The sequence below is a fragment of the Pseudomonas sp. SB113 genome (genome assembly GCF_040754745.1).
In the GTDB taxonomy this organism is placed as follows: Bacteria; Pseudomonadota; Gammaproteobacteria; order Pseudomonadales; family Pseudomonadaceae; genus Aquipseudomonas; species Aquipseudomonas grimontii.
This window is the reverse complement of record NZ_JBFMHW010000002.1, coordinates 312270-326532: the sequence shown is the minus strand read 5'-3', so window position 1 is coordinate 326532 and position 14263 is coordinate 312270. Positions and strand designations below refer to the sequence as shown.

Genomic DNA, 14263 nt, shown 5'->3' with positions numbered 1-14263 from the left:
AAGCATAAAAATAGGGGGAGCCGGTTAACCGGCTCCCCCTATTTTTACCTGCGATGACCGTTACTCAGTCAGAAACCAAGACAGGGCCATTCCAGCGAAGGAAGACATAGTGAGCAGGTAGGGAACTACTATCCAAAGTTTGAGACTTCTTGGAATACGTTTCACATCCTCAACGAGTACGAGGTATCTCCATTGAAAAAGCCTCGGCATAAGGATTACAGGGGCAATAGCGAAGAGACGTTTCAACTTCCCACCAAACGCTCCGAATCCAAACCTGTATTTGAACGTCACTATGAATGAGCTGAACTTGAGATAGTCTTCAGCCTCTTCAAGCCTTGTATAGATGACATATAAATTTAAGGGAAAGCTCAGCAACATCAACACACCCGACCACATACCGATGGACTCTGGCATCATTCCCCCCCTGAAACTTCATAAAGGCGGGTTCCTATTTGCTCACCCGTGTGGCTTCCTAAAGCACCCACGGCAAGGCCCCCAATGGCCCCACCCACTATGGCGCAGCCTAGCGCACTCGCTCCGGCGGTAGGGATGGCAAAAACCGCTGCACATATGGCAACCCCTGATGCCATGCCTGCGTATCCCCCGTAAGCCGCGCCACCGACTCCGAACACCAACTTCCCTCCCTCAACAAACTTCGCCCGAGTACATTCCTGCTCCCGCCCGGTTGAACACGCCTCCGTTATTTCCAACGCCGTCGCTCCAACATCCAGCGCGATACCGATATAAGTGCCCTTTTTCAACATCTGTGATGCCTTGGCGATGCGCTTGACTGTCTCTTCGTACTTGCGAATTTCACCGTGATGCCAATAGCTTTTAGTCGAAATACCCAACATCTTTTTGATCGACCCTTCATTTTTCAAGCCCGTACCCAAACGAGCCATCCCCGAAAGCTGCCCCTCCAGCTTTGCAAACAACACCCTGCGCTTAGCCAGAAACTCATCCCTCGCGGCCGTTGTGCCCTTGCTCAAGTGCTGCTTATGCAAAGCGTCGATTTCCTGAAGTGTGCTCTCGACAGCCGCAAGATGCTTACTCCAGGCACTGCTGGCACTCCCGACACCGATCGAAGCGTTGGTCATGATGACCTGTAGTAGATCGTAGTTTTTGATCAAAAACTGATCGGTTGCGGAATGCGCCAGCAACGCCTGTTTTATGTTCTGCGCTGAGCGCATCAGTTGCGCTTCTTCAGCGGTGCAAGACGCCGTGCGCGCATCAGGAATGATCACCAACTGCCCTGGCAGTACCACGACATTGCGGATGTGCTGGTTGACGATGTCGAACTTTGTTTGTGTATGGGGGTTAAGAGAAAGGCTGAGCTTGAGCAGTGGATAAGGCTGCGGCCGCTCATTGATAAATGCGTAGGCTCCCTGCATGGATTACACCTCCAAGTGACTGTGGCGGCCGACTATAGGAAGGCAACCCAGGAGGCGTAAGGGGAATCAGGGGCGGTTTTAGCGCTTCAGAAATGAGCTACACAAGACCAGGATCATACTTACGGCACCGTGATAAAAAAGGCGACCCGAGGGTCGCTCTTTCTGACAATTTCGACGATCAACCTTTCACCGTCTTCGGCGCCTTGCCTTCCCTCATCTGCTGCAACAACGGTGCACACTGGTTCGGCGCATCGGCGCTCGGTGCCACCAGCGCCAGCAGGCCCGCTGCCGGGCCGGCGATCACGCCCAGTGCCACCATGCCCGCGCCACGCAGGGCCAGGGGGATGGCTTTCACCCCCGCATTCGGTTTGATAAACGGGCCGTTGACGTACAACGGCGAACGCAGGGAAAACAGGCGGAAGCCCTTGGACTCGGGGGTGATGGTCAGGTCGAGCTGTTCGGTGGCCATGTTGGCGGTGCCATCGATATAGATGATCGCGTTCTCGGTATCGAACACAAACAAGCGCGTGGTCGCCAGGCCGGTCTTGATCCCGAAATCCGCCGCCGCGCAGTTGATCTTCACTTCCTTGTCGCCAAACAGGCGGCCCACCACATAGTTGCCGACGTTGAGCCCGGCAATTTCCATCAGGCCACGGCTGATGGCGCCGTCGTTGATCAGCATCTTCAGGTCACCGTTGGAGGTGCCGAGCAGCGCCGCGACGGAGTTACCGCGCCCGGAAATATCGGCATCGCCGTTGAGTTCACCAAAGCTGGTTTTCATCGGCTCGAAGGTCGGGAACAACTGCTTGAGCTTGAAGTTGCGCGCCGTGAGTTTGGCGCGACCTTCCATCGGCGTGGTACGGCCGTTCAAGCGGATCTGCGCATCCAGCTTGCCGCCGGCTACGCCGAATCGCAGCGGTTCCAGGCTCAGTTCGCCGTCGTTGAGCACCAGGTGGGTGTACAGGTCGTTGAAAGGCAACTCGGCACTGTGCACGATGCGTTTACCGGTGAATTCCACATCGGCATCCATGTCGCGCCAGCGCTCGGTGCGGAACTCTTCCACCGGCAGTACTTTGGTCGCCGGTTGTTTGCTCTCACCGCCACGGGCTTTTTGCTTGGCGTTGGAGTCGGCACCGATCAGGGGGGCGAGGTCGGCCATCAGCAATTGGTTGGACACCAACGCACCGCTGAGCTTGGGACGTGGCTGGCTGGCGACATAGGCGAGGTTGCCGTGAATATCGCTGTTGCCGATCTTGCCGTTGAAGTTTTCGTAGCTGAACGACGCGCCGCTGGCCTCGTGCAACTTGGCGATCAAGTGGCCGTCAGTGGAGTAGGCCGGTGAATCCGGCAGGGTGACGCCGGTCAGCGGGTAGAGGTTACCCAGGCTGCTGCCGGACAGTTTCAGGCGCAGGTCCAGGGCGCCGAGGTTCAAGGGGTCGGTCAAGGTGCCTGCCAGCGCGATGCTGGTATCGGCGATCTTGACCTGGGCTTGCAGCGGAAACGGCTTGGCCGCGTCCTGCAAGGCCAGCAGGCCACCGATCTTGCCGCTGCCGTCGAGCTTCTGGCCGTGGTACTGGCCTTTAACCTTGAGGGCGAACGCATAATCCTGGGGCGCGGAGCCTTTTTCCAGGGCCTTTTTGGCATCGGCGTCGCCGACGATTTCGCCGAACGGGATCGGCTTGCCCAAGGGGTCGATGATCACGTCCAACTGAGTCTTGAGAGTCTGGTCGTCGAGGGTCACGTGGCCCTTGTCGAAACCAATGGCGCCGATGTCCACCACCCAGCTGGAGGGCTCGGCGTCAGGATCCTTGGGGTCGAACTTGAACGTCCAGTTGGCGCGGCCATCGGCCAGGCGCTGCAACTCGGCACTCGGCTCGGTGAGGTCGATACGCGGGATCACCACACGCTGCACCAGCAACGCCAACGGCGAAATGCGCAGCTCGACCTTTTTCAGCGTGACCATCTGCGGTTTTTTCGACCAGTCGGGGTTGCCCAGGGTCAGGTCCTCGGCAATCACATGGGGCCACGGCACCCAGGCGCGCCAACCGCCTTCATCGGGCTCACGCGCCCACACCACCGCCAGGTTGCCGTTGATGGCAAACGGACGATGCAGCTCTTCGGAGACTTTGGCATTGAGCGGGGGCTTGATGCGGTTCCAGTCAAAGAACACCAGGACCAGTACCACCAAAGCGATTAACACAACGAAGCTGGCGCAGCTCCAAGTGACGATTTTACGAGTGCGCGTCATTGCACAGAACTCCTGAATACGACCGGCTGAACCAACACCTGTAGGACAGCTTATAAAACTACGACTGGCAAACCGCCCATGGGTTTAACCCAAACTCCGATTTACCCGTAAAAACCCACTTTCCTGACCGACTCGACAGATTCGATCATCCACGGCGCACCATTGTTACCCAGGTTCGTGTCGAAAATACCCACCTCGGTGCAAAAGCGCGTGCTTGAGAGGCCCGAGCTAGAGCCTCTCTCACGAACAATCAATTCTGTTGATTATTACCATTGTGTTTATGAACTTTTATATCGACTTATCGAGAGTAGCATTAGCTCCGTACCCACTTTATCGCCCTCCCAAGGAGCAACCCATCATGAAACGCCAAGTACTCGCTACCGTCCTGTTATCCATCCTGGCTTCCAGCGCCTTTGCCCTGCCAGCCGCCGAACAGGTCACCCCACAAGTCAAAGCCGACGCCGCTCACTTCAACCAGACCCTGGCCCGCAGCGGTTCGCAAGAAGATGAGAACCGTGACTACGCCAAAGGCGCTGTTGCTGAGAATGGTTCGGAACACGCCAACAAACGCGCCTACACCGAAGGCCTGACCGAAAACGGCCGTGATCGCCTGGAACAGAAAGGCCTGGTTGAAGGTGGTGCGGAACAAGTCAACGAACGTGCCTACACTGAAGGTGTTGCCGAAGGTGGCCGTGATCGTCTGGAACAGAAAGGCCTGGTTGAAGGCGGTGCGGAACAAGCCAACGAACGTGCCTACACTGAAGGTGTTGCCGAAGGTGGTGCCGATCGCCTGCAAGAACTGCATCAAGCTCAGAGCTAACCCGTGGTGGCCCAGAAAAAAGCCCGATCTGCCGATCGGGCTTTTGACTTTTTGTAGAGCCTGTCACGCAACACTCCCCCATATCCCCCGCCAAGTTCGACGTCAGCGAAGCTGTTTTGCTAGAGTGCGTCGCTGTACTTGCCGACAAAGCCCGCCCGCCCATGCTGCCCCGCGCCGAACAGAAGCAACAGACCCGCCTCGCCCTGATGGACGCCGCCCGCCATCTGATGGAGTGTGGCCGTGGGTTTGGCAGCCTGAGCCTGCGTGAAGTGGCCAAAACCGCAGGCATTGTCCCCACCGGTTTCTATCGCCACTTTGCCGATATGGACCAGCTAGGGCTTGTATTGGTGAGTGAGGTGGGCCAGACCTTTCGCGCCACCATTCGCCTGGTGCGCCACAACGAATTCGTGATGGGCGGCATTATCGATGCCTCAGTGCGGATTTTTCTCGATGTGGTTTCGGCCAACCGCTCGCAATTCCTGTTCCTGGCGCGCGAGCAATACGGCGGTTGCCTGGCCGTACGCCAAGCCATCGGCGCCTTGCGCGAAGACATCACGCGCGACCTGGCCGCCGACCTGACCCTGATGCCCAAGTTGCAGCACCTGGACGCCGAAGGCCTGCACGTAATGGCCGACCTGATCGTCAAAAGCGTGTTCGCCACCCTTCCCGATATCATCGACCCACCGGCCCAGGCCTTGCCTGCCCACCTCACGCCCCAGGCGAAAATCACCCAGCAACTGCGCTTTATCTTTATTGGCCTCAAGCATTGGCAAGGTCTGGGCAGTACGGAGTAAGCCGGTCAACCCGCAGAGTGAAAGCGCTTGGCGGTGTTGTAGTTTTTGTTCCAATAGCGATTGCTCAGTGAATCGATTCGCACCTTCTTGCCGGAACGTGGGGAATGAATGAACTTACCCTCGCCTATATAAAGGCCGACATGGCTGACCTGACCGCGCCCGTTACCGTTGAAGAACACCGCATCCCCAGGTTTGAGCGCACTACGCTTGATCGTCTTGGCGTTTGAACGGTGCATTGCCGCCGTGGTGCGGGGTATACGGATATTGGCTTCGGTCTTGAACAGGTAGACCAGCAAGCTGCTGCAGTCGAAGCCCTGCTCCACGGTGCTCCCACCCCATTTATACGAGGTGCCCAGCAATTCATGGGCACGGTCAATCACATTGTCGATTGCTGGCCGCTGTTCCAGCAATTGCAGGGGCGTCGCGATTGCAATAGGGGCTGTCGCGCGCTGTTGGATATTGGCCGATGAGGAGGGAGTGACCAGGTAAAGACTGATAATGAATAAACACACAATTGATTTAAACATAATGGAACTCGCCGTGGTTTTTTAGCACAGGGCGAATCCTAATGATCCGTCACGTAAGCAGGTGAACTCCAAATCCTGAGATCCGGTAGGACAAATCTGAAATTTCACCGTACGAAAAGGATGGAAGGCACTTCATGCAATAAACATCACCCCCCTCAACTAAAAACGCCCCATTTCAGCGCTGCAAACAAGACATCGCACCAACTTGAATCACTCAAACCACTCGCGAACGCCCCATTCGGTGGCACATCCACGCGCGCCGACAGAGAATTCCTACGCCTATACGTGATTGGCAAGCCCCTTGCTCTAGCACTTCCATCGCTCATAGCTGGAAGCTTCCTGATGCTGGTGATCCACCGCCGAATCGCCCCCCAAGCCCTCTGGGCCGCTGAGCTGCTGCTGAACTTCGAAGCACGCAGCAAGAGCCGCCTGCGCTGTTTCAGTGCCGAGGGTGAAGACGTCGGCCTGTTCCTGGAGCGCGGCCAGCCGCCGTTGCACGATGGCGAATTCCTACAAGCTGAAGACGGACGTGTCGTACGCGTGTGCGCCCGGCCTGAACAGCTGCTGCACGTCACCTGCAGCAATGCCTTTGAACTGACCCGTGCCGCCTATCACCTCGGCAACCGCCATGTGGCCTTGCAAGTGGGGGATGGCTGGTTGCGCCTGCTCGATGACTACGTGCTCAAGGCCATGCTTGAGCAACTGGGTGCCCACACCGAAACCATCGAGGCGCCGTTCCAACCGGAACACGGCGCCTATGGCGGCGGCCACCATCACTCCCGTCATGGCGATGAAGATTTCAACTACCCGCCCAAGCTGCATCAATTCGGCGTGCGTCTATGAACCCAGCCTGGGCGCTGCTGCGTCTGGCCAGTCCGCAATTGCCGATTGGCGGCTACAGCTATTCCCAAGGCTTGGAAATGGCCGTGGAGAACGGCCGCGTCAACGATGCCGCCAGCGCTCGCCGCTGGATCAGCGACCAATTGCTGCTGAACCTCGCGCGCTTCGAAGCCCCACTGTTGCTCGCCCACTGTCGCGCCGCCGCCGAGCAGGAGTGGTCAGCGTTGGCACAACTGTGCGACGCCCATCAAGCCAGCCGCGAAACCCGAGAGCTGTATCAGGAGAGCCGGCAGATGGGCTATTCCCTGCAACAGCTGCTCAATGGCCTGCCGGAACTGGACAACGTCGCCCGCGCCTTTCTTGAGCAACGCCGCGAACCGCACTTGGCCCTGGGTTGGGCACTGGCCGCACGTGCCTGGGCCATCAGCGCCGACGACGCCCTCGCCGCCTGGCTCTGGAGCTGGCTGGAGAACCAATTGGCGGTGCTGATGAAAACCCTGCCCTTGGGCCAGCAAGCCGCGCAACGCCTGACCAGCGAGCTGCTGCCACTGCTGCAACAAGCCCAGCAGGACGCCGTCCGCATCGACCCCCACCATTTCGGCAGCGCCGCCTTTGGCCTGTCCCTGGCGAGCATGGCCCACGAGCGCCAGTACAGCCGCCTGTTCCGTTCCTAGGGCTTTAAATTTTGGGCCTTTTATTTTGGAGAGTCAGATGAACACACAACCCCTGCGCGTCGGTATCGGCGGCCCGGTCGGCTCCGGCAAGACCGCCCTGACCCTGGCCCTGTGCCTCGCGCTGCGCGATCGCTACAACCTGGCGGTGGTCACCAACGACATCTACACCCGCGAAGATGCCGACTTCCTGGTGCGCAACCAAGCCCTGGCGCCGGAGCGCATCATTGGCGTGGAAACCGGCGGCTGCCCGCACACGGCGATTCGCGAAGACGCCTCGATCAACCTGGAAGCGGTGGACCAACTCAACCGCCGCTTTCCCGGCCTGGACCTGATTCTGGTGGAGTCCGGCGGCGACAACCTCTCGGCCACCTTCAGCCCGGAGCTGTCGGACCTGACCATCTATGTGATCGATGTGTCCGCCGGCGACAAGCTGCCGCGCAAGGGTGGGCCTGGTATTTGCAAATCCGACCTGCTGGTGATCAACAAGATCGACCTCGCGCCGCTGGTGGGCGCCTCGCTGGAGCTGATGAACAGCGACACCCAGCGCATGCGCAACGGCAAACCCTTTGTGTTCAGCAACCAGAAAACCGGGGTCGGCCTGGAAGAAATCGTCGCCTTTATCGAACGCCAAGGCCTGCTGACCGCCGCCTGATCAACCCATAAGGAACCTGTTTATGAGCCTCAATAAACTCCTCGCAGCCGCCGCCCTGCTGCTCGCACCTGCCCTGGCCTTCGCTCACCCTGGCCACGGCGACAACGGCCTGGTGGCCGGTATCAGCCACCCGCTGGGCGGCCTCGACCACCTGCTGGCCATGGTTGCGGTCGGCCTGTGGGCCGCCCAACAAAAGGGCGCCGCGCGCTGGGCCCTGCCGTGCACCTTTGTCGGCACCATGCTGATGGGCGGCGTGCTGGGTTTTGAAGGGCTGCAATTGCCCGCGCTGGAAAGCGGGATTGCCGCCTCGGTGCTGGCCCTGGGCCTGGCGGTAGCTCTGGCGGTGCGTCCGCCGTTGTTCATGGCCATGGGTGCGACGGCGTTGTTTGCGTTGTTCCACGGTGTGGCCCATGGCTTGGAGCTGCCGGACATGTCGAGCCCTTGGGCGTATGCCGCAGGGTTTGTCGGCGCGACCGCAGCACTGCACGCTGCCGGCTATGCGCTGGTGCGCTGGCTGCCGGCCGCGGCGGCGCCGTTGGTACGGATTGCCGGGGCGGCTTCGGCGGCGACTGGGGTGTGGCTGCTCGCCAGCTAAACGTCGCAAGCTACAAGCGGCAAGTAAAAGCCGAACCGCTCTTACTTGCAGCTTGCAGCTCACAACTTAACGCTGCCCCTCTGCTACCATGCGCGCCTACGCCCCTGCCGTGACGACGCCAGCCGATGCCCATCGCTCCAAGCTCCGCCCCTCAGCCTTCATTGAATGCCGTGCTCACGCACTTCCACACCCTGATCGTGCCGCTCTGGCAGGGCACTGGCTGGAATGCCGAATTGGCGTTGCCCTATGAGGCGCTGGACGCCGATCACCGCCCACTGCCCCCGCAACGCTACCGCGCCATGGCCTGCGCGCGGCAGTTGTACCTGTTCGCCAGCCTGATCGGCGAACCAGGAGCGGCCTTCGCTGAAGAGCGCGCAGCAGTGCTGTTCCGCTCCCTGCAACGGCATTTCCACGATGCCGAACACGGCGGCTGGTTCTACAGCATCGACCCCGCCGGCCAGCCGCTGGACAAGCGCAAAGACCTCTACACCCACGCGTTCATCATCTTTGCCTGCGCCCATTACTGGGCCAAGGTGCGTGAGCCGCTGGTGGAATCGGTGCTCAACGCCGCGCTGGAAGTGGTCGCCCAACGCTTCGCCACCGAGGATGGCCTGTACGAGGCCGTGCTGGAACGCAACTGGTCATCCCTCACGTCCGGCCCGCTGCAAAACCCGTTGATGCACCTGGCCGAAGGTTTCCTCGCCACCCTCGCGGTGCGCGAGGATGCCCCTGTGCAAGCGGCCCTGCTGGCCTTGGCGACGGCCATGCAGCAGCGTTTCATCGACCGCCCGCACGGCGTGATGATGGAAAAACCGCTGGGCGCTGTGGATAACTGGTTTGAGCCGGGGCACCAGTTCGAGTGGTTCTTTTTGCTCGAATCGTCGCCTGTGCTGCGCGGCACGCCGCTGCATGCGTCGCTGACGCGGGCGTTTGCCTACGCAGAACTCAAGGGAGTGGATAACGCGACCGGGGCGGTCAGCGGCATGTTGGCACTCGACGGTACCGTGCGCGACGGCACGCAGCGTATCTGGGCCCAGGCGGAATACCTGCGGGCACTGACCTTGCGGCCTGACAGCGAAGCAGTATTGCAACGCCAATTGCTGGCGCTGCAAAATAATTTCCTGCACGACAAAGGCTGGCACGAATGCCTGGACGCCAACGGCGCCGTGAGCCGACGGGATATGCCGTCGACCACGCCTTATCATTTAGCGACGTGCTATCAAGGTCTGATCCAGCATCTCGGGTGACCTTCAGGGACTGATCGGGGGCAAGCCTTACCTGGCCCCACGCTCAATCGCAAACCCAGCCCAGGTCTGGCTCACCGGCATCAACTCCAAACGGTTGATGTTGACGTGCGCCGGTGTGTTGAGCACCCAGAAGATGGTGTCGGCAATGTCCTGCGGCTGGATCGGCTCGGCGCCGGCGTAGGTGGCGTCGTAGCGCGCCTGGTCACCGCCGAAGCGCACCAGGGAGAACTCGCTTTCGCACAGGCCCGGCTCGATGTTGGTCACACGTACGCCTGTGCCCTGCAGGTCGCAGCGCAGGTTCAGGGAGAACTGCTTCACGAATGCCTTGGAACCGCCATACACATGGCTGCCCGGGTACGGGTAGCTGCCGGCGATGGACCCCAGGTTGATGATCCCGGCGCCACGGCCGTGAGCGATCAGGCGCGGCAGCAGCAGGCTGGTGGTGGTCAGCAGGCCTTTGATGTTGGTGTCGACCATGGTTTCCCAATCGTCGAGGTCGCACTTGGGCGCAGGGTCGGTGCCCACGGCCAGGCCGGCGTTGTTGATCAGCCCGCGCAAGGTGGCGAACGATGGCGGCAGGTTGGCGATCGCCTCTTCCATGCCTTTGCGATCCCGTACGTCCACCACCAGCCCGTGCACTTCGGTCTGCTTGGAAAGCTCTTCGACCAGCGCATTCAAACGCTCGGCACGACGACCGGTGAGCACCAGTTTCCAGCCGGCTTCGGCAAACCGACGGGCGCAGGCTTCGCCGAAACCTGAGGTGGCGCCAGTAATAAACAGCGTGTTGGACATGGTGTTCTCCTTGCGGGCATCGGGAAAAAAATCAGCCAGCAGAATGCCCTTACGCCGCAGTTGCGGCAACCGCTATGCACATAACTTCACGCACGCCTGGTCATTTTTTAACCACCACGAACAACGCCTTATAAACCGTGGCTTGCAGCTATGTGCGCGCAGGTTATCCACAGCTGCGCCCACAGTCTTTGGGGGCAAGTGCAAAACGCTTCAGACCACTGTGTACAAGGCTTCCAGGCGATTTTAGAAAGTTTTTTGCTTGACCTTGGTCAGGCCGTATGTAGGCCTATCGGCAGTGAGGAAATCAGGACGATGGCTCCAGGCCAGTCATTACGGCCTCTGCGGACGTCTTTCCAGAGTTTAGTCACAGACTTATCCACAGGCAGAAGAGACATGTTTCGGTCACATACCTGTGTCTTTAAACAGGTTGACAAACCCCTCGACAGGTCACCAAAAAGCAGCTGCTCAAAAAACAACCGCAACGCTGAAAGCCACGGAATTAAAGGCTTTCAGCCAGCTACTCCCACGTTACCCACAGCCGGTTCCACAGTGGATGGGGACAAGTCAAAACTGTGACAAAACAGGGATTTGCGGCGGCTATATGTCGCGCTTTGGAGGGTGGCTGGATTTGTTTTCCACAATTTGGTGGAGAGCTTGTGGACAGTACAAAACCAAATGTGGGAGGGGCGGTGCGACGACTCGACTTGCCCCCGATGGCGGTGGGTCAGCATCAGATGTACTGACTGACACTCCGCTATCGGGGGCAAGTCGAGTCGTCGCACCGCCCCTCCCACAGGGGTACTGCGTCGTTATTTAGATCAGTGGCCGCCGAGGTAGGCGTTGCGCACTTCCTCGTTCACCAGCAGCTCCTTGCCGGTGCCTGTGAGGCGAATCTCACCGTTGACCATCACATACGCCCGGTCCGACAAACGCAGCGCGTGGTTGGCGTTCTGCTCGACCAGGAAGATGGTCATCCCGGTGGAGGCCAGCTCGCGCAGGGTAGAAAAGATCTGCTTCACCACAATCGGCGCCAACCCCAGGCTCGGCTCATCCAACAGCAACAGCTTGGGCCGGCTCATCAGCGCGCGGGCGATGGCGAGCATTTGCTGCTCGCCACCCGACATGGTCATGGCGCGCTGGTTACGCCGCTCCTTAAGCCGTGGGAACAGCTCGAACATGCGCTGCATGTCCTCGCTGGCGAACTTGTCACCAATCGGGATGGTGCCCATCAGCAGGTTTTCCTCGACGGTCATGTCGGGGAACACCCGCCGCCCTTCCGGCGACTGCGCAATGCCGTTGGAGGCGATGTAGTGGGACGACTTGTGGGTAATGTCGACGCCGTTGTAGAGGATCTGCCCCGACTCGGCCCGTGGCTGGCCGAAGATCGACATCAGCAGCGTGGATTTACCCGCGCCGTTGGAGCCGATCAGGCTGACGGTTTCGCCTTCATTGATGTGCAGCGAGACTTTTTTCAGGGCCTGGATCGGGCCGTAGAACACGTCCAGGTCCTTCATTTCGAGGATAGGTGCACTCATACCAGCTCCTCTTCGTCCGCGCCCAGGTAGGCGGCAATCACTTTCGGGTCGTTGCGGATCGCTTCCGGCCCGCCTTCGGCGATCACGTTGCCGTGGTCCAGCACCACAATGTGGTCGGAAATACTCATCACCATGCCCATGTCGTGTTCGATCAGCACCACCGTCAGGTCGTGTTCGTCGCGCAACAGGCGAATCATCGCGCTGAGGGCTTCGGTTTCCTGGGGATTGAGGCCGGCAGCGGGCTCGTCCAGGCAGATGATCTGCGGCCGCGTGCACATGGCGCGGGCGATTTCCAGGCGGCGCTGTTGGCCGTAGGAAAGCTCGCCGGCCAGGCGGTTGGCGCAGTCCACCAGGTCCACCACTTCGAGCCAGTAGAACGCGTGGTCGAGCGCATCGCTTTCGGCCTTGCGGTAGCCCTTGGTGTTGAGGATGCCCGCCAACATGTTGCGGTTGACCCACATGTGCTGGGCCACCAGCAGGTTTTCCAGCACCGACATTTCCTTGAACAGGCGAATGTTCTGGAAAGTTCGCGCCAGGCCGGCGCGGTTAACCAGGTGGGTGCCGCCGAACATCTTGTAGTACACCCGGCTCAAGAAGCTTTTTGGCGACACGAAATCGATCGCCTTGAAGCGCTCGCCAAGCAGCTGGATCACGTTGGTCTGCTTGCCGCGAATGTTCAGTTCGATCTTGCCGCCGCTGGCTTTGTAGAAGCCGGTGAGGCAGTTGAACACGGTGGTCTTGCCCGCGCCGTTGGGGCCGATCAGGGCGAAGATCGAGTTGCGTTCGACCTTGAGGCTCACATCGCTCAAGGCCTTGATGCCACCGAAGTGCATCATCAGGTGTTCTACGCAGAGGACGACTTCCTTGCTCATGGCGCCACTCCTTTACGTGGGGTCACACCGGTACGGCTGATCCGGATCAGGCCGCGCGGTCGCCAGATCATCATCACCACCATCAACACGCCAAACAGCAGCACGCGGTATTCGCTGAAGCTGCGCAGCAGTTCAGGCGCGACGGTCAATACAAACGCCGCGATCACCACGCCGACCGTCGAGCCCATGCCGCCCAACACCACGATGGCCAGGATCAGCGCCGACTCGAAGAAGGTGAACGACGACGGGTTGACGAAGCCTTGATAACTGGCAAAGAACACCCCGGCCAAACCGGCAGTTGACGCGCCGATAGTGAAGGCCGAGAGCTTGACCAGCACGTGGTTCAGGCCCATGGAGCGGCAGGCGATCTCATCTTCGCGCAACGCTTCCCAGGCCCGGCCGACCGGCATGCGAGTCAGGCGGTGCTTGATGTACAGCACGGCCAGCACCACCAGGAACAGCACGATGTAGATGAACATGAACTTGATGTTGGGGTTGTAATCGATGCCGAAGAACTCGTGGAACGGAATCCCACCCTCCTTTGCCTTGCGCCCGAACTCCAGGCCCAGGAACGTTGGCGAAGGCACCGGCATACCGTTCGGGCCGCCGGTGAACGACAGCCAGTTATTGAGGACCAGGCGAATGATTTCACCGAAGCCGAGGGTCACGATGGCCAGGTAGTCACCGTGCATTCGCAGTACCGGGAAGCCGAGTATGCACCCCGCCAGCGCCGCCGCGATGGCTGCCAGCGGCAACACGCTCCAGAAGCCCAGGCCGAGGTATTGATAACCCAGCGCCAGGCCGTAGGCACCGATGGCGTAGAACGCCACGTAACCCAGGTCGAGCAGCCCGGCCAGGCCGACCACGATGTTCAGGCCCAGGCCCAGCAACACGTAGATCAGCCCGAGGATCACCACGGTCAGCAGGTACTTGTTGGCGAAGATCGGGAACACGATGGCGATCACGATCAGTGCCGGGATGATCCAGCGCAGCCGCGACTTGTAGTCCGGTGGCAGCACATGCACGCCGGAGCCGCTGCTTTCGAAGCCCTGCAGAATCTTCAGGCCCTTGGGGGTTTGCAGGAACAGGCTGAGGGCAAAGCGCCCGGCCATCACGATGGCGACCAACGTGGCGACGCGCGCAGGCTCCAGGTTGAAGCTGTAGCCGTCAAGGACTACGCCGACGATCGGACCGAACACGATCAGCGAAATAAGGCCGGCGAGGACCGTATCGACCACACTTTTCTTGATATCGATGGGTTTGGCAGCAGACATGT

Annotated in this window: 14 protein-coding genes; 7 read left to right on the top strand and 7 right to left on the bottom strand. The window is 59.9% G+C overall.

Annotated features, from left to right (window positions below):
- Positions 1-413: 413 nt before the first annotated feature.
- Both AB1462_RS04235 and AB1462_RS04230 read right to left on the bottom strand, forming a co-directional pair.
- Entirely contained in the window at positions 414-1391 is a 978-nt protein-coding gene (locus AB1462_RS04235) for a hypothetical protein (protein WP_367246230.1), read from the bottom strand.
- A 178-nt stretch (positions 1392-1569) separates the two neighbouring features.
- Positions 1570-3639 (bottom strand): AsmA family protein, encoded by a 2070-nt coding sequence (locus AB1462_RS04230; RefSeq protein WP_090400836.1) that lies wholly within the window; start codon positions 3637-3639, stop codon positions 1570-1572.
- Between the two features lie 358 nt (positions 3640-3997).
- Between AB1462_RS04230 and AB1462_RS04225 the strand changes: the two genes are divergently transcribed.
- Together AB1462_RS04225 and AB1462_RS04220 are read left to right on the top strand one after the other, a co-directional pair.
- On the top strand, positions 3998-4459 hold the full coding sequence (locus AB1462_RS04225) for a hypothetical protein (protein ID WP_090400837.1): 462 nt from the start codon (positions 3998-4000) through the stop codon (positions 4457-4459).
- Between the two features lie 161 nt (positions 4460-4620).
- A complete protein-coding gene (locus AB1462_RS04220; RefSeq protein WP_065900186.1) occupies positions 4621-5253 on the top strand; it encodes a TetR family transcriptional regulator in 633 nt (210 codons plus the stop codon).
- A 5-nt stretch (positions 5254-5258) separates the two neighbouring features.
- Here AB1462_RS04220 and AB1462_RS04215 read toward each other — a convergent pair whose 3' ends face one another.
- On the bottom strand, positions 5259-5780 hold the full coding sequence (locus AB1462_RS04215; RefSeq protein WP_090400838.1) for a C40 family peptidase: 522 nt from the start codon (positions 5778-5780) through the stop codon (positions 5259-5261).
- A 342-nt stretch (positions 5781-6122) separates the two neighbouring features.
- Between AB1462_RS04215 and ureE the strand changes: the two genes are divergently transcribed.
- The 5 genes from ureE (at position 6123) to AB1462_RS04190 (ending at position 9788) form a co-directional block, all read left to right on the top strand.
- Positions 6123-6623 (top strand): urease accessory protein UreE, encoded by a 501-nt coding sequence (ureE, locus tag AB1462_RS04210; protein WP_367246229.1) that lies wholly within the window; start codon positions 6123-6125, stop codon positions 6621-6623.
- Complete coding sequence (locus AB1462_RS04205; protein ID WP_367246228.1) at positions 6620-7294, top strand: urease accessory protein UreF; 675 nt, start codon at positions 6620-6622, stop codon at positions 7292-7294. The genes ureE and AB1462_RS04205 overlap by 4 nt, the downstream gene beginning before the upstream one ends.
- A 37-nt stretch (positions 7295-7331) precedes the next feature.
- The gene (gene ureG / locus AB1462_RS04200) at positions 7332-7946 is read left to right on the top strand and encodes an urease accessory protein UreG (RefSeq protein WP_012721947.1); all 615 of its coding nucleotides are present in this window, start codon (positions 7332-7334) and stop codon (positions 7944-7946) included.
- Positions 7947-7968: 22 nt separating this feature from the next.
- Complete coding sequence (locus AB1462_RS04195; RefSeq protein ID WP_090400841.1) at positions 7969-8541, top strand: HupE/UreJ family protein; 573 nt, start codon at positions 7969-7971, stop codon at positions 8539-8541.
- 125 nt (positions 8542-8666) lie between these two features.
- Positions 8667-9788 (top strand): AGE family epimerase/isomerase, encoded by a 1122-nt coding sequence (locus AB1462_RS04190; protein WP_367246226.1) that lies wholly within the window; start codon positions 8667-8669, stop codon positions 9786-9788.
- 27 nt (positions 9789-9815) lie between these two features.
- Here the strand turns inward: AB1462_RS04190 and AB1462_RS04185 are convergent, their stop codons facing one another.
- The 4 genes from AB1462_RS04185 to livM all read right to left on the bottom strand — a co-directional run bounded on the left by AB1462_RS04185 (position 9816) and on the right by livM (position 14261).
- Positions 9816-10580 (bottom strand): SDR family oxidoreductase, encoded by a 765-nt coding sequence (locus AB1462_RS04185; RefSeq protein WP_367246224.1) that lies wholly within the window; start codon positions 10578-10580, stop codon positions 9816-9818.
- A gap of 818 nt (positions 10581-11398) precedes the next feature.
- Complete coding sequence (locus AB1462_RS04180) at positions 11399-12115, bottom strand: ABC transporter ATP-binding protein (RefSeq protein ID WP_005784287.1); 717 nt, start codon at positions 12113-12115, stop codon at positions 11399-11401.
- The gene (locus AB1462_RS04175; protein WP_090400843.1) at positions 12112-12987 is read right to left on the bottom strand and encodes an ABC transporter ATP-binding protein; all 876 of its coding nucleotides are present in this window, start codon (positions 12985-12987) and stop codon (positions 12112-12114) included. The genes AB1462_RS04180 and AB1462_RS04175 overlap by 4 nt, the downstream gene beginning before the upstream one ends.
- Positions 12984-14261 (bottom strand): high-affinity branched-chain amino acid ABC transporter permease LivM, encoded by a 1278-nt coding sequence (livM, locus tag AB1462_RS04170; protein ID WP_053134492.1) that lies wholly within the window; start codon positions 14259-14261, stop codon positions 12984-12986. Before livM ends, AB1462_RS04175 begins: the two co-directional genes overlap by 4 nt.
- Positions 14262-14263 lie beyond the last annotated feature (2 nt).